Source organism: Microbacterium sp. NPDC090014 (genome assembly GCF_044748285.1).
GTDB lineage: Bacteria > Actinomycetota > Actinomycetes > Actinomycetales > Microbacteriaceae > Microbacterium.
On record NZ_JBIVFS010000001.1, the window covers coordinates 547,584 to 562,981 of the forward strand.

Sequence of the window (15,398 nt, forward strand, 5' to 3'; positions counted from 1 at the left end):
CCCCGTCGACCAGCGTAACCGCATCGGCCGGCGCGGCTCCGGCCCCGGCGCGGATGGCGCGGCGGCGGGCCACGCAGGGGGGACGGCATCCGTGACTCGACATCATGGGATCTGATCCGGCCCGACGCGTATATCGGCGGAGCGACGGACGCGTGCTTAGCTGAGAACTCGATCTTCGGATGATGCGGGAACGATGAAGCAGCCCAGAACGATGCCGCGCAGTGCGCTCGAGTACTCGATCGGACGACCGTTGTGGGTGGCCGTGGTCGTGCTGAACGTGATCCTCGCGGCCGTCGCCACCTCTGCTTGCGCCTGGGCGTACCTGCACGACACCGGGTCCATGCGATCCATGATCGGCGTGCTCATCGCTGTCCCTTCGCTGTGGTGGGTGATCGCGGTGACACTCTGGCTCACCACGCTCTCTCGCCGGCGCGTCAGCGCGGAGGACATCAGTCGGGCGAGTGCGAGCGTCCCCGGGGGGATCCTCCTCCCCGGATCGAAGCTCGTGCCCGCGATGACGCTGGTCGCGGCGCTCGCCGCTGCGTCGACCTTCGCGGTCGTGGCGGCGACCGTCAGCGGTGTGTGGCGCATCATCTGGGCACTGGTCGCCGTGCTGCTGCTGGGTCCTGTCGTCAGTCACCTGATCTCACTGCGGCAGCCTCGGCGACTGTTCCTGCATCCCCGCGGACTCGGATCCGCGACCTTCCACCTGGATGCCGAAGTGCACTGGGACGACATCCGAAGCATCGACCTCGGCGTCGGCATGAACAACTCGATGGTTCTGAAGGTGGGTGTTCGTCCTGACGCCCAGAGCTATCGGGAACGGTGGCGTCATCCTTTCTCACGCAGGCGCGGCGTGATCGACATCGACCCGGCAGCGCTGGGGCTGGACGGGACACTGCTCTGGCTCGCCCTTCGTCTCTACGTACTCGAACCATCGACGCGGGAGGAGCTTCGCGGTGACCGTGTTCCGACTCGCCTCCTCGATCCGCGCGAGGCCCTGGCCACGACTCCTCAGCACGTGAGCGATCCGGTGCTCGCGACGTTCAGGACCGAGGGCGGAACCCGATAGCCGCAGCGTGAGCCGCTCCGCCTCGGGGCAGGCTTCTCGCCGCATCATCCTCGGGCGCGCGGGGACTCCTCGGCGTGCGTCGTGTCGGCGACGTCCTGAGAGGCGCCGCGCTTGCGGCCCACCCAGACGACCACGCAGGCCACGCCGATGATGGCGATGGCGATGCCGACGATGTAGCCGGCGACCCCGAGATAGCCGCCCGGCACGATGTGGGGGTTGAGGAACGGGTACGGATACCACCAGGCCTCGCCGGTGGCGGGGGCGATGATGAGATTCGCCCGGATCATCGTGTAGACGACCCACACGATGGGGAAGATCGTCGCTATCGCCACGGCACGCCAGCGCAGCGCGCGCCGCCGCGGAGCGAACAGCAGGTCGACCAGCAGGAACAACGGGAAGACGACGTGCAGCACCTCGTTCGACCAGGGGACCGTGACGCCCTGGGGCAGTTCGACGCCGCGGAGCAGGGTGTTGTAGACGATGCCCGTGACGATCATGTACGTGCTGACGCAGACGAGGAGGACAGCGAGCCAGCCGGGCTCCCGCTCCTCGTCGTGACGGTGGCGCAGCGCCCAGACCGCGGCGACGATCAGCACGATGGCCGCGAGCAGGTTCGACAGGATCGTGAAGAAGCTGAGGAAGTTCGCCGCGACCGTCGGCAGGTGCTGGCCCCACTCGGTGGTGGCCGCGAGAGCGTTCTCGACGCTGCGTGCGAGCTGGGCGATGATCGCCGCGAGTCCGAGCGCTGCTGCTGCCAGTCGGGCGTAGGGCCACCAGGTCGTCATTTCGCCTCCGCGCACACTTTATCGGTCAGTATGCCGGTTGACGCTAGCCTCGATGCCGTCACGTCACGCGGCGCGGCGTCCCCACTTCATCCGTGTCACGAGCACCCCGAGCAGGCACAGTGCACCGCCGACGAACATGAGCGGGGTCGGCACCTCACCGAGGATCGCCCACGACATGAGGATCGCGATCGCGGGCACGACATAGGTCGTCGCCGACGTCTGGCCGGCCGTGCTGCGCTGCAGGACGTACGCCCAGGTGGTGAACGCGATCGCCGTCGGGAAGATGCCGAGATACACCACCCACAGCGTCGAGCCGAGCGGGGCCGTCTGCAGTGCTCCGACCAGGCTGCCTGCCCACGGGAGCAGCGCGACCGTGCCGGCCACCGCGCCGAGGAACGTCAGCGTGGTCGCGTCGGACCCCGCGCTGAGCAGATGCTTCTGCAGCAGAGTGCATCCGGCGTACATCACGGCCGCGAGCAGCGCGAGCAGCAGCCCGGTGATGTCGGGACCCTCGCTCGTCGACGAGTTCATGCCGATCAGGACGACACCGAGGAAGGCGATCGGCGCGCCGATGATCAGCGGCTTCGGAAAGCCCTCACGCAGGAAGAGCCCGCTGAAGACCACCACCATGAGCGGCGCGAGGTTGACCACCATCGCGGCCGTGCCGGCATCGAGCGTGCGCTCGGCGGCATTGAGGGCCAGGTTGTAGACGCAGAACCACCCGACGCCCCAGACCGCGACGAGCCACCAGTGCCTCCGGTCGGGAAGACGGATGCCGTGGCGCACCGCGATGATCGAGAGCACGGCGCTTCCTACGGCCATGCGCAGCAGCGCCAGCGCGCCCGGGTCGAAGTGCGGACCGGCGCCGCGGATGCCGATGAACGCCGAGGCCCACAGCACCACCGTCACCAGTGCGGCGACAAGCACGAGTGGACCCTGTGTGCGGGGCTTCGTTGGGTTCAGGCTGTCGTCGCGACGCACGCGACCGGTCTTCGGCATCCTTCGATCCTGGCACCGGCCACCGACATCGGCGATGCGCCCGAGCGACAGCATCCGCTCGTTTTCCGCCACGGGCTGCTGCAGTCCGTTCGAGAGCGTCCGCCGCCCACAGCCCGGAGGGTCGGCGAACGACCTTCGATAGGATGGAGCCGCCCGAAGAGGGCCAGCTCATCAGCCGGTGCAAACCCGGCGAAAGCAAGGGGGATACCCATGCCAGGAATCGTTATCGTCGGCGTCCAGTGGGGCGATGAGGGCAAGGGCAAGGCCACCGACCTGCTCGGCGAGCGCACCGACTGGGTCGTCAAGTTCAACGGCGGCAACAACGCGGGCCACACCGTCGTGGTCGGCAATGAGAAGTACGCACTGCACCTGCTGCCGTCCGGCATCCTGTCGCCGGGCGTCACGCCGGTGATCGGCAACGGCGTCGTGATCGACCTCGAGGTGCTCTTCAGCGAGCTCGAGGCGCTCGGCGGCCGCGGCATCGACGTCTCCCGTCTGAAGGTGAGCGCCAACGCGCACATCATCACCCAGTACCACCGCACTCTCGACAAGGTCACCGAGCGCTTCCTCGGCAAGCGCATGATCGGCACGACCGGCCGTGGCATCGGCCCCGCCTACGCCGACAAGATCAACCGCGTCGGCATCCGCGTGCAGGACCTCTTCGACGAGAACATCCTGCGCCAGAAGGTCGAAGGCGCTCTCGATCAGAAGAACCACCTGCTGGTGAAGATCTTCAACCGTCGCGCGATCACCGCCGACGAGGTCGTCGAAGACCTGCTCTCGTACGCCGAGCGCCTGCGGCCGATGGTCGCCGACACGGGATACCTGCTCGACGAGGCCCTGCGCCGCGATGAGGTGGTCGTGTTCGAGGGCGGTCAGGCCACCATGCTCGACGTCGACCACGGCACCTACCCGTTCGTCACGTCGTCGTCGGCCACGGCGGGCGGCGCGTCCACCGGATCGGGCGTCGGCCCCGGAGCGCTCGACCGCATCGTCGGCATCGTGAAGGCCTACACGACCCGTGTCGGCTCCGGTCCGTTCCCCACCGAGCTGTTCGACGAGCAGGGCGAGTGGCTGCGGTCACGCGGCTTCGAGTTCGGCACCACCACGGGCCGTCCGCGCCGGGTCGGCTGGTACGACGCCCCGATCACCCGCTACGCGACGCGTGTGAACGGCATCACCGATCTCGTCCTCACCAAGCTCGACATCCTCACCGGACTCGAGCAGATCCCCGTCTGCGTCGCATACGACGTCGACGGTCGGCGCTTCGACGAGGTGCCGGTCAACCAGACCGACTTCCACCACGCGACGCCGATCCTCGAGTACTTCCCGGGGTGGAGCGAGGACATCTCGACCGCACGCACGTTCGACGACCTGCCGAAGAACGCGCAGGACTACGTCATCGCGCTCGAGGGCATGAGCAACACGCGCATCTCCGTCATCGGCGTCGGCCCCGAGCGCGACCAGGTCATCGTGCGTCACGACCTGCTCGACTGAGGCTGACATGACCCGGTTCTGGCTCGGCGGGTACGGACCCGCGATGGACGGCTCGGCCGACGGCATCGGCCTGCTCGCGGGCGACGAGAGCGCGCCCACCGCACTCGAGTATCGGGGAGCGGTCACGCAGACCCCCTCCCCGTCGTGGTTGGCGCAGCATCCGTCGCTCGACGTCGTCTACGCGGCGCTCGAAGGGGATGCCGGAGTGCAAGCGTTCGCGCGCAGCGGCGACTCGACGCTGAAGCCGCTCGGTGAGCCGGTCGCCGCGGGCGACGGCGTCTGCCACGTGGCGGTCTCGTCGAGCGGATCGTTCCTCGTCGCGAGCTGCTACGGCGACGGCCGGGTCGTCCGCATCGGCATCGACGCGCAGGGCCGCCTGGTGCCGGATGCCGTGAACAAGGCAGCCGAGCTGCGTGCCGCTCTCCTCGGCGAGCCGCTCGAGGCGGCGCCTCCGGCGGGCGTCGCGGCCGCGGCATCCGATCCGTACCCCGGCGAGCTCACCGCGACGGGTGAGGAGCGCGCATCGCACGCGCACTCGGCAGCCTTCCTCGCGGACGGGCGCATCGCGACCACCGATCTCGGCTTCGACCTGGTGCGGATCTGGCGACCCACCGGGGGTGGCCTGGTGCTCGATCACGAGGTCGTGTTGCCCGTCGGCACAGGCCCCCGGCATATGGTCGTGCACCCCAGCGGCCACCTGCACGTGGTGACCGAGTACTCGTGCGAGGTGTTCACTCTCGGCGCCGGGCGCGACGGCACGTGGGCTGTCGTGTCGTCGGTGCTCGCGAGCCCGATCGCCGAGATCGGCGTGGACTTCCCCGCCGAACTCGCCCGCAGCCGTGACGCGCAGTTCCTCTACACGGCCCTGCGCGGCAGCAACACGATCGCCGCGCTCCGCGTGCGCGGGGGAGGCGAGGCTCTCGAGTCGATCGCCCTCGCCGACTCGGGCGTGGACTGGCCGCGTCATCACGTCGTGCACGAGGGCAAGCTGCTGGTCGCGGGGCAGCGCTCCGACACCGTCGCGCTGATCGACCTCGACGAGCGCACGGGCGCGCCGCTCGGCATACGCCACCTCGCGCAGGCCCCGGCGCCGACGCACATCCTGCCGGTTCGCTGACGCGCCCGCCGTTCGCGGCTTGACCTCAACCATTGTTGAGGTTTTACGGTCGAGCCTATGACTATCGACACGGGTGCGGTTCCGACCGCCACCGCCCGCACCGGCATCCTGAGCGGCACCTACGCATGGATCACGATCGGCGCGTGCGCGCTCGTGTTCCTCGGAGCGTTCGAGTCCCTGGCCGTCACGACGGTCATGCCGGCGGTGAGCGCCGACCTCGCCGGCGAGCGCCTTTACGCCCTCGCGTTCGCGGGTCCGCTCGCGACCGGTGTGATCGGCATGGCGGTCGCGGGCAACTGGGCGGATCGCCGCGGACCCGTTGCCCCCCTCTACGCGTCGGTGGCGCTGTTCGTCCTCGGTCTGGTCGTCGCCGGACTCGCGCCGAGCATGGAGGTGCTCGTCGCGGGACGCTTCGCACAGGGGCTCGGCAACGGCGGCCTGATGGTGGCGCTCTATGTGGTCGTCGCCCGCGTGTATCCACGCGAGCTGCATCCGGCGATCTTCGCGGGGTTCGCCGCAGCCTGGGTCGTGCCGTCGCTCATCGGGCCGACCGTGGCGGGTGCCGTCACCGAACTGTGGAGCTGGCACTGGGTCTTCCTCGGCGTCGTGTTCCTCGTGGTGCCGGCGCTGCTCATGGTCGTCCCCGCGCTCCGGGGCCTCTCCGGCGACGGCGATGCGACGACGCCATGGGCCTTCGGGCGGATCGGATGGTCGGTGCTCGCGGCGGTCGCCGTGCTCGCGCTGAATCTGGTGGGCGATGTGCCGGGAGCGGGTCCTGTTCTCGCGGTCGTCGCGGTCGTCGTGGCGCTCGTCGCGGTTCGTGCGCTGTTGCCCGCGGGAACCCTCCGCGCCCGACGCGGCCTTCCCTCCGTGCTCCTCGTGCGAGGGCTCGCCGCCGCCGGATTCTTCGGCGCTCAGGTCTACATCCCCTATCTGCTGACCGACCGCTACGCGGTGTCGCCGACCATCGCGGGGCTCTCCCTCACCGGCGGGGCGCTGGCCTGGTCGGCGGCCGCCACCCTTCAGGGACGCTTGGGCGTCCGGCTCTCGAGTGCGGTGGCCGTGCGGGTCGGCACGGTCTTGGTCGTCGCAGGCGTCCTGCTGGCGCTCGTCGCCGCCGTGCTCGCCGCGCCGGTCGCCGTGATCATCGTCGCCTGGATCGTCGCCGGTGCGGGCATGGGGCTCATGAGCCCACGGACCAGCGCGCTGACGCTCGAGATGTCGGCACCCGAGAACCAGGGCTTCAACAGCTCGGCGATGACCGTCGCCGACTCGTTCGGCAGCGCGCTCGCGCTCGCGATCGCCGGGGTGCTGTTCACCGGCCTCGCGGGGGTGGGCGACCCGTTCGTCGCGGTGTTCGCTTTCGCGGGGATCATCGCGCTCGCCGCGGCGGTGCTCGCTCCTCGGGTGGCGCCTCGGGGTGCCTGACCGGACGTTCACAACTCAGGTCGCAACGCGCCCGACGGCGCGTCGCGGAACAACCACCCCGTGACTCGACGTTGGACTTGAGCAAGACTGGGCGACGGAGAGGTGCACCCCATGACTGCTGAGAAGACCGACGACTACGACCTGATCGTGCTGGGCGGCGGGCCGGTGGGCGAGAACGTCGCCGACCGCGCCGTGCAGAACGGACTGACCGCGATCATCGTCGAGAGCGAGCTGGTCGGCGGTGAGTGCTCGTACTGGGCATGCATGCCGTCGAAGGCGCTGCTGCGTCCGGCCCAGGCGCTGCGAGCCGCGCAGAAGGTCAAGGGCTCGGCCGAGGCGGTGACGGGGTCGCTCGACGTGCGAGCGGTGTTCGACCGCCGCGACTCGTTCACGAGCAACTGGTCGGATGACGGGCAGGTGAAGTGGCTCGACTCCGCCGGCATCGACCTCGCCCGCGGGCACGGTCGTCTGACGGGTGAGCGCGAGGTGACGGTGACGGATGCCGACGGCGGCACCCGCGTGCTCCGGGCCCGCCACGCCGTCGCGATCAGCACCGGATCGGATGCCGTGATCCCGCCCATCGAGGGCCTGCGCGACTCGTCCCCCTGGACCAGCCGCGAGGCGACCAGCGCAGAGGAGCTGCCCGAGTCGCTGGCCGTGATCGGCGGCGGGGTCGTGGCGGTCGAGATGGCCACGGCTTATGCGGCCCTCGGTTCGACGGTGACGATCATCGCCCGCAGCGGTCTGCTGGGTTCGATGGAGCCGTTCGCCGGGGAGCGCGTCGCGGCCGGGCTGAAGGAGCTCGGTGTCGACGTCCGCACCGACACCGGCACGACCAGCGTGACGCGAGGCGACGAGGGAGTCGAGATCGTGCTCGACGACGGGTCGACGGTCACCGCTGCCGAGGTCCTCGTGGCGACCGGGCGGTCTCCTCGCAGCGGCGACATCGGCCTCGACGTCGCGGGTCTCGAGCCCGGTCGCTGGATCACGGTCGACGACACGCTGCGTGTTCCCGGATCCGACTGGCTCTATGCGGTCGGCGATGTGAACGGTCGTGTGCTGCTCACGCACCAGGGCAAGTATCAGGCGCGAGCAGCGGGCGACGTGATCGCGGCGCGCGCCAAGGGCGAGGACGTCGACGATGCGGCCTGGGGTCGTCACGTCGCCACCGCGGACGGCGCGGGCGCCCCTCAGGTGACCTTCTCGTTCCCCGAGGTCGCCTCGGTCGGGCATACCGAGGCAGAGGCCCGCAAGGCCGGAACCGACGTCGCCGTCGTCGATTACGACCTGGGTTCTGTCGCCGGCGCGAGTCTCTACGAGGACGGCTTCGAGGGGCAGGCCCGCCTCGTGATCGACAAGGAGCGCGACGTGATCATCGGAGCGACCTTCGTCGGCCCCGAGGTCGCCGAGCTCGTGCAGACGGCCACGGTCGCGATCGTCGGCGAGGTGCCGATCGCCCGCCTGTGGCACGCCGTTCCGGCGTACCCGACGATCAGCGAGATCTGGCTGCGGCTGCTCGAGTCCTACGGGAGGGACTCGGCCTGAGCCCATCGGACGGATGCCGACGACGGACGCCGCGCGGCCCATCCGTTTCAGCATCCGCTCCGAACAACCGACGAGAGACTGGCGCGATCGGCGCGCCCGGAGCAGGATTGTTTCCCACATTGACAACCTCCGGCACAACCCCGGGCGAATGTCGCACACCTCTTATACGCTCGAACACACATCCGAGGAGGCAGGACCATGAAGGCTGTACTCGCAGGAACCGTCATCGCCGAAGCCGACGAGAGCGATCTCGCGCGCATCGAGGGAAACTGGTATTTCCCGCCGGCATCCATCACGGAGGGCGTGCTCGTCGAGAGCCCCACTCCGTACACATGCCCGTGGAAGGGCGCCGCCCAGTACTTCTCCGTCCAGGCCGGTGGCGAGCTGCACACCGACTACGCCTGGTCGTATCCGACGCCGTATCCGAGCGCCTTCGACCGTGTGGGCAAGGACTTCTCGGGCTTCGTCGCCTTCGACCCGCGGGTCGAGGTCTCTGCATGACCTCTGTATGCCGCAGTCGAGGCGCTGATGCGCGCCTCGTCGATCGATCGACCGGAGAGTAGTAAATCGTGATCGAGTTCCGCAACGTCACCAAGCAGTTCCCCGATGGCACGACCGCCGTGAAGGACTTCAGCCTGGTGCTGCCGTCCCGCAAGACGACGGTGTTCGTCGGATCCTCGGGATGCGGCAAGACCACTCTGCTGCGCATGATCAACCGCATGGTCGAGCCGACCTCGGGCGAGGTCGAGATCGACGGCGAGAGCGTGCTCGGCGGCGACCCCGTCGCCCTGCGCCGCCGCATCGGCTACGTCATGCAGAACTCCGGCCTGATGCCGCACTTCACGGTGATCGACAACGTCGCCACCGTGCTGCGTCTGACCGGCGTGAAGAAGGGGCCGGCGCACGAGCGCGCGCGTGAGCTGCTCAAGACGGTCGGACTCGACCAGTCACTCGCCGACCGGTATCCCAGTCAGCTCTCGGGCGGTCAGCAGCAGCGTGTGGGTGTGGCCCGCGGTCTTGCGGCGGATCCGAACATCCTGCTGATGGACGAGCCCTTCGGCGCCGTCGACCCGATCGTGCGCGCCGACCTGCAGCAGGAGACGCTGCGGTTGCAGCACGAACTCGACAAGACCGTCGTGTTCGTCACCCACGACATCGACGAGGCCTTCCTGCTCGGCGATCAGGTCGTGATCCTCGACAAGGGCGCGCGCATCGTGCAGGTGGGCAGCCCGAGCGAGATCATCGAGAACCCGGCAGACGACTTCGTCGCCTCGTTCATCGGAGCCGACCGTGGGCGTCGGGCCCTGCACCTCAAAGAGACCCCGCACGGCACCGTCGTGGTCGACTCCGAGGGGCGCACGCAGGGCGCGATCGTCGCGGCGGCCGAGACGTCCGACGGTCCCCTGGCGGGGCCGGATGCCGCCGCTCTCGGCGCTGTGCAGGGCGAGGGCGCGTGAACTGGGTCACCGACAACCTCGGGTTGATCCTCGATCTGACTCTGGTGCATCTGCGTCAGAGCATCATCCCGATCGTGCTCGGTTTCGTGCTGTCGCTCCCGCTCGGCTGGGTCGCGTGGCGTTTCCGCCTGGTGCGCGGCCCGATCATCGTGCTCACCGGTCTGCTCTACACGATCCCGTCGCTCGCGCTGCTCATCCTGCTGCCCTCGGTCGCCGGGTATTCGGCCCGGAGCGAGTCGAATCTCGTCATCGCGCTCACGATCTATGCGATCGCGATCCTGGTGCGCGCGGTCTCCGACGGTCTCGATTCGGTCGATGACGATGTGCGCCAGGCGGCGACGGCGACGGGCTTCGCCGCCTTCCGCAGATTCTGGGCGGTGGAGTTCCCGCTCGCCGGTCCGGTGATCCTCGCCGGACTCCGCGTGACGGCCGTCAGCACCATCTCGCTCGCCACGGTCGGCATCCTGATCGGCGTGACCAACCTCGGCTACCTGTTCACGAACGGCCTCGACCGGCGCATCATCGCCGAGGTGTTCGCGGGCGTCGTCGCCGTGGTCATCATCGCCCTCGTGATCGATCTGATCCTGCTGCTGATCGGTCGCGCGCTGATGCCGTGGACTCGCGCCGCCTCGAAGAAGGTCGCGTCTCGCCCGATCGCGCTGGGGGCCCCGGCATGAATCTCTTCGCCGAGGCCTTCGCCTGGATGCTCGCTCCCGAGCAGTGGACGGGAAACTACGCGCTGCCGAAGCTGCTGGCCGAGCACCTCGCCCTGACGGTGATCTCGGTGCTGATCGCCGCGGTGATCGCGGTGCCGATCGGCTGGCTGATCGGCCACACGGGCAAGGGACGCGAGGTCGCGGTCGCGATCTCCGGCGCGGCGCGAGCGATTCCCGCGTTCGGCCTGATGATCCTGCTCGTCCTCCTGCTCGGCGTGCTGCGTGTGCCGCAGGCGGCCATCATCACCTTCGTTCTGCTCGCGATCCCCTCGCTGCTCGCCGGCGCGTATACGGGGCTCGAGGCGATCGATCGCCGCGTGATCGATTCGGCCAAGGCGATGGGCATGACCGGCTGGCAGATCTTCTGGAAGGTCGAGGTGCCGCTCGGACTGCCTCTGCTCGTCGGCGGCCTCCGCTCAGCCCTCCTTCAGGTCATCGCGACCGTCACGATCGCCGCCTACGTGAATCTCGGCGGCCTCGGCTGGCCGATCATCCAGGGCATTCCCCTGCAGAAGTTCGATCAGGTGCTGGCCGGGGCGATCCTCGTGGCCACGCTGGCGCTGCTCGTCGACCTGATCCTCGCCGCAGCCCAGCACGCCGCGGTGCCGGCGGGGCTCCGTGCCGGCCGTCCCACCCGTCGCCGGTCGCGCGACCTCGCTCCCGCCGCGGCTCCGGCCACGGCCTGATCGCGCACCGGCTCCTCCGTCCCTACCGCGCAGTTCCACACAGCAGCAGTTCCACACAGCAGCAGTCCCCCACAGCAGTTCCAGAAAAGAGGAAGTCCATGTTCACAGCACGAGGCAAGCGCTCTGTCTTCGCCGTCGGTCTTGTCGCCGCGGCTGCACTCGCCCTGTCCGCCTGCTCGTCGAGCAATCCGCTCGACGAGCCGTCCGACTCCGGTGAGAGCTCGGGCAGCGGCGACACGATCGTCGTCGGCTCGCAGGCGTACTACTCCAACGAGATCATCGCCGAGATCTACGCCCAGGCGCTCGAGGCCGCCGGCTTCGACGTCGAGAAGCAGCTCAGCATCGGCCAGCGTGACGCGTACATGCCGGATGTCGAGTCGGGCGACATCGACGTCTTCCCCGAGTACACGGGCAGCCTGCTCGAGTACATCTCGGATGACGAGGTCGACGTCACCAGCCCTGACGACGTCTACGCGGCGCTGCAGGAGGCCCTTCCCGAGAGCCTGACCGCTCTCGACTTCGCCGAGGCGACCGATCAGGACTCCTACACGGTGCTGAAGAGCTTCGCCGAGGAGAACGACCTGAAGACGATCGGCGACCTCTCGAAGGTGACCTCCGAGGTCACGATCGGTGCGGCTCCGGAGTTCGAGCAGCGTCCGTACAGCCCGGCCAAGGCCAAAGAGGTCTACGGCGTCGACCTGACGTTCTCGGCCACCGGCCCGACCACGCTCGAGTCGCTGCTCGCCGGCCAGATCCAGGTCGCCGACATCTACACCGCCGACCCGGCTTTCGAGACCGAGGAGATCGTCGCTCTCGAAGACCCCGAGAACCTGATCATCTCGTCGAACGTCGTGCCGATCGTCTCGAGCGACATCGCCGACGACGTCTCCGATGTCCTCAACGCCATCAGCGCCAAGCTGACCGGCGAGGAGCTCGTCGCCCTCAACGTGCTCAGCACGGTCGAGGAGCAGTCCTCCGCGGACATCGCGAAGAAGTGGCTCGCTGACAACGACCTCGTCTGACCCGAGTCGTCCTCACAGAAGTGCCCGGCCCTTCAGGGGGCCGGGCACTTCTGCGTCCAGGTACTGCCTAGACCCTGGCGTCCTGCCGGGGTATCAGCACCTGTTTGATCACGATGAGGATGGATGCCGCGACCGGCACCGCCACGAGAGCGCCGAGCAGGCCGAGCAGCGTGCCGCCGGCGAGGGCGCCGATCACGACGAGGGCACCCGGAACGGCGACGGCCTTGTTCATGACGCGCGGGGTGATGACGTAGGCCTCGATCTGCATGTACACGAGGTAGATGAGGGCGAAGACGAGCGCTGCCACAGGGTTCGTGAACAGGGCGAGGCTCGTGCCGATGATCCAGAAGATCACCGATCCGACGAGCGGGATCAGCGTGATGCAGAACGCGACCGTCGCCATGAGCGGCGGGAAAGGCAGGCCCAGGAACAGATAGAGCAGGAAAGCGAGCACGGCGTTGCAGAACGCGAGCACGACCATTCCCATCACGTAGGCGCCTACGGAATCGGTGATCTGCTCGGTGATGTCGCTTGCGCGAGCGCGGTCACGTGCGGGAGCGAGACGGAGCATCCCCGACTTGATCGACGGCAGTGTCGCGACGAAGTAGAGCGTGAGCACGAGCACCACGATGATGCCCGAGATGGCGTTGGCGATCGAGGCGCCGACCTGCAGCGCTCCTCCGCCGATCGCGGCGATGTTTCCCGGGTCGGTGAGGAACGTCTGCACATCGGCGACGAGGTCCTGGAACTGGTCGCCGAACTGGGCGTCGAGCGTCGCGTAGATGTCGCTGCGGGTGAACTCCTGGATCATCCCCGGCACCGACCTCACGAAGCTCGCGACCTGGTCGATCACGACCGGCAGCACCATCCACACGACGAGACCCGCCACTACCACGAGCCCGAGGATCGCGACGACCACCGAGATGGCGCGAGACAGCCCGCGCCGCTCGAGGAAGCGCACGGTGGGGTCGAGGCCCAGGGCGGCGAACAGTGCCAGAGCGATGTAGATGAGCACGGTCGACAGGTTCGCGACGGCCAGACCGAGCACGATGGCGGCGAGGCCGCCGATCGTCACCAGGAATCCGAACACGAAAGGCCGGTCGATGCGCGTCCAGAACGAGCGGCTCGGAGTCATCGGCTCGACGACCCCGTGACGAACTGCCGGCGACGTCTTCGGCGTGGGCGGGGAGATCGCCGGAACGGTGGTGTCTTCTGCGGGGGAGCTCGCGGACCCCGGAGTGTCGGCGGATGCTTCGGTGATCGACGCTGCGACGTCGGGTGCCGAGGAGGGTTCGGATGCGGCAGCAGACGCGCTCTTCGACGGGTCCTGCTCTTCTCGGCTCATGTGCTCACGATAGCGGCCGAGCGCGGGTCCATCCGGGAGGCATCCCCCCTTCAGGGTGGGGTCGTTCTGCCGCGTGTTTCCGTAGAGTAGGGGGCATGACCGCCGCCGAAGACCCCCGAGCTGAACTCCTCCGACTGCGTTCGAGCATCGACAACATCGACGCCGCACTCATCTTCATGCTCGCCGAGCGCTTCCGCGCCACGCAGCAGGTCGGTCAGCTCAAAGCCGAGCACGAGATGCCGGCATCCGATCCGGGTCGCGAGGAACAGCAGGTCGCGCGGCTCAAGGCACTCGCCGAGCAGGCGCATCTCGATCCGGAGTTCGCCGAGAAGTGGTTCAACTTCGTCGTGGCCGAAGTGATCCGCCATCACACCGAAGCCGCCGAAGGACGATGATCCGGCCTTCCGAGCGAGTGACAGTGTGTGCAGCACTCACTCGCCCGGGGACCGAACTAAGTTTATTGAATAAACTATGACCGAGGGTACGCAGAACCACCAGGTCTGTCAACTGATTCCTGCACCGGGACCGGCACCATGCTGAACGGCGATGACGCACTCGACACCCAGGCCTCGGTCCGCCGCGCGAACCTGCGCCGTGCGCTGCAGCTGGTCTTCCGCAACCCGGGCTCCGAGACCCGGGCGGGGATCGCCCGAGCCACCGGCCTGACCGCGGCGACGGCCTCGTCGCTGGTCGCCGAGCTCATCGAACTGCGGCTGGTCGTCGACGGCGAGCAGGCCGCCAGCACGGGCGGCAAACGCGCGACCACGCTGAGCATCGAGGCCGAGCATCACGTCATCCTGGTGCTCGTGATCCGACCGACCGATGCGCGCATCGCTCTGGTCGCGCTCGACGGCACCGAGGTCGAGACGCGGCGAGTCGCGTTCTCCGATGAATCACGGGTGCGAATGCTCGACGCTGCGCTGACGGAGATCGCCGCCGAGTACGCCGGACGGCTGCTCGTCGCGGGCGTGCAGCTTCCCGGAACGACAGACGGCCGCCGCGTGTTCGAGAGCGTGCAGCTCGGATGGACCGACGTGCCGCTCGCCGAGCGCTTCGAGCGCCTGCTCTCGGTTCCCGTCCTTCTCGTGAACGACGTCGATGCCGAAGCGATCGCCGAAGCGGCCCGAGAGGATGAGTCGTCCGGATACCGGCTGTTCATCCACATCGGCACCGGGATCGGTGCGGCGGTGACTCTCGACGGCGAGCTCGCACCGGGCCCACGAGACCGCGCGGGCGAGATCGGTCACGTCCAGGTGCAGTTCGGCGAGGATGCGCGCGTGTGTCGCTGCGGACGCCAGGGATGCCTGGAATCGGCGTCGTCGATGACGGCGATGCTGGGCGACGACTTCGATGACGCCATGGATGACGAGGCGATCACCGCGCTGGCCGCGTCTGCCGATGAAGAGAAGCTGGCTGAGGGCGCACGCGCACTCGCGCGCACCATCAAGCTCATCGCCGCAGTGCTCGACGCGGCCGAGGTCGTGATCGGGGGGCCGGCGCGCGCGCTCGGAGACCCGTTCCTCGGCCTCGTGCAGGCGGAGATCGACTACACGGCGACGGGCACCGCGAACGTTCCGGTGCGTTTCGCGGATGCCGACGCGTCGATCTCGACGGGGGTCGCACAGGTGGCGCTGTCGAGCGCGCTCGGGGTCCGCTGGAGTCCCGCGCAGCTGCGCGCGGCATCCGTTCCGGCATCCTGATTCGCGGATCGGCAACGACGCATCGGAGG

General features: G+C 68.6%; 15 protein-coding genes. 12 read left to right on the plus strand and 3 right to left on the minus strand.

Annotated features, from left to right (window positions below):
* The first annotated feature begins 193 nt into the window (after positions 1–193).
* Positions 194–1,072: a hypothetical protein gene (locus ACIPV5_RS02685; protein WP_400339512.1), complete on the plus strand. Its 879-nt coding sequence runs from the start codon at positions 194–196 to the stop codon at positions 1,070–1,072.
* Positions 1,073–1,116: 44 nt separating this feature from the next.
* Here ACIPV5_RS02685 and ACIPV5_RS02690 read toward each other — a convergent pair whose 3' ends face one another.
* Positions 1,117–1,857: a Pr6Pr family membrane protein gene (locus ACIPV5_RS02690; RefSeq protein ID WP_400339515.1), complete on the minus strand. Its 741-nt coding sequence runs from the start codon at positions 1,855–1,857 to the stop codon at positions 1,117–1,119.
* Positions 1,858–1,920: 63 nt separating this feature from the next.
* Positions 1,921–2,856 (minus strand): DMT family transporter, encoded by a 936-nt coding sequence (locus ACIPV5_RS02695; RefSeq protein ID WP_400339518.1) that lies wholly within the window; start codon positions 2,854–2,856, stop codon positions 1,921–1,923.
* A 210-nt stretch (positions 2,857–3,066) separates the two neighbouring features.
* Between ACIPV5_RS02695 and ACIPV5_RS02700 the strand changes: the two genes are divergently transcribed.
* The 9 genes from ACIPV5_RS02700 to ACIPV5_RS02740 all read left to right on the plus strand — a co-directional run bounded on the left by ACIPV5_RS02700 (position 3,067) and on the right by ACIPV5_RS02740 (position 12,324).
* Positions 3,067–4,353, plus strand: a complete 1,287-nt coding sequence (locus ACIPV5_RS02700) for an adenylosuccinate synthase (protein ID WP_056275880.1) — start codon at positions 3,067–3,069, stop codon at positions 4,351–4,353.
* Positions 4,354–4,360: 7 nt separating this feature from the next.
* Entirely contained in the window at positions 4,361–5,470 is a 1,110-nt protein-coding gene (locus ACIPV5_RS02705) for a beta-propeller fold lactonase family protein (protein WP_056275883.1), read from the plus strand.
* A 57-nt stretch (positions 5,471–5,527) separates the two neighbouring features.
* Positions 5,528–6,898 carry an MFS transporter gene (locus tag ACIPV5_RS02710; RefSeq protein ID WP_400339520.1) on the plus strand — a complete coding sequence of 457 codons (1,371 nt, stop codon included), beginning with the start codon at positions 5,528–5,530 and terminating at the stop codon, positions 6,896–6,898.
* A 111-nt stretch (positions 6,899–7,009) separates the two neighbouring features.
* On the plus strand, positions 7,010–8,443 hold the full coding sequence (locus ACIPV5_RS02715; RefSeq protein ID WP_400339523.1) for a dihydrolipoyl dehydrogenase family protein: 1,434 nt from the start codon (positions 7,010–7,012) through the stop codon (positions 8,441–8,443).
* Between the two features lie 198 nt (positions 8,444–8,641).
* Complete coding sequence (locus tag ACIPV5_RS02720) at positions 8,642–8,944, plus strand: DUF427 domain-containing protein (protein WP_056275888.1); 303 nt, start codon at positions 8,642–8,644, stop codon at positions 8,942–8,944.
* 68 nt (positions 8,945–9,012) lie between these two features.
* A complete protein-coding gene (locus ACIPV5_RS02725; RefSeq protein WP_053098339.1) occupies positions 9,013–9,900 on the plus strand; it encodes an ABC transporter ATP-binding protein in 888 nt (295 codons plus the stop codon).
* Positions 9,897–10,577 (plus strand): ABC transporter permease subunit, encoded by a 681-nt coding sequence (locus tag ACIPV5_RS02730; RefSeq protein ID WP_320489459.1) that lies wholly within the window; start codon positions 9,897–9,899, stop codon positions 10,575–10,577. The genes ACIPV5_RS02725 and ACIPV5_RS02730 overlap by 4 nt, the downstream gene beginning before the upstream one ends.
* A complete protein-coding gene (locus ACIPV5_RS02735; RefSeq protein WP_053099329.1) occupies positions 10,574–11,302 on the plus strand; it encodes an ABC transporter permease in 729 nt (242 codons plus the stop codon). Before ACIPV5_RS02730 ends, ACIPV5_RS02735 begins: the two co-directional genes overlap by 4 nt.
* Before the next feature lie 98 nt (positions 11,303–11,400).
* On the plus strand, positions 11,401–12,324 hold the full coding sequence (locus ACIPV5_RS02740) for an ABC transporter substrate-binding protein (protein ID WP_056275893.1): 924 nt from the start codon (positions 11,401–11,403) through the stop codon (positions 12,322–12,324).
* A 67-nt stretch (positions 12,325–12,391) separates the two neighbouring features.
* On the opposite strand, the gene ACIPV5_RS02745 is transcribed toward ACIPV5_RS02740, so the two are convergent.
* The gene (locus ACIPV5_RS02745) at positions 12,392–13,669 is read right to left on the minus strand and encodes an AI-2E family transporter (RefSeq protein ID WP_400339526.1); all 1,278 of its coding nucleotides are present in this window, start codon (positions 13,667–13,669) and stop codon (positions 12,392–12,394) included.
* 95 nt (positions 13,670–13,764) lie between these two features.
* Between ACIPV5_RS02745 and ACIPV5_RS02750 the strand changes: the two genes are divergently transcribed.
* Positions 13,765–14,064 (plus strand): chorismate mutase, encoded by a 300-nt coding sequence (locus ACIPV5_RS02750; protein WP_053098343.1) that lies wholly within the window; start codon positions 13,765–13,767, stop codon positions 14,062–14,064.
* 138 nt (positions 14,065–14,202) lie between these two features.
* Positions 14,203–15,369, plus strand: a complete 1,167-nt coding sequence (locus ACIPV5_RS02755; RefSeq protein ID WP_400339529.1) for an ROK family protein — start codon at positions 14,203–14,205, stop codon at positions 15,367–15,369.
* Positions 15,370–15,398 lie beyond the last annotated feature (29 nt).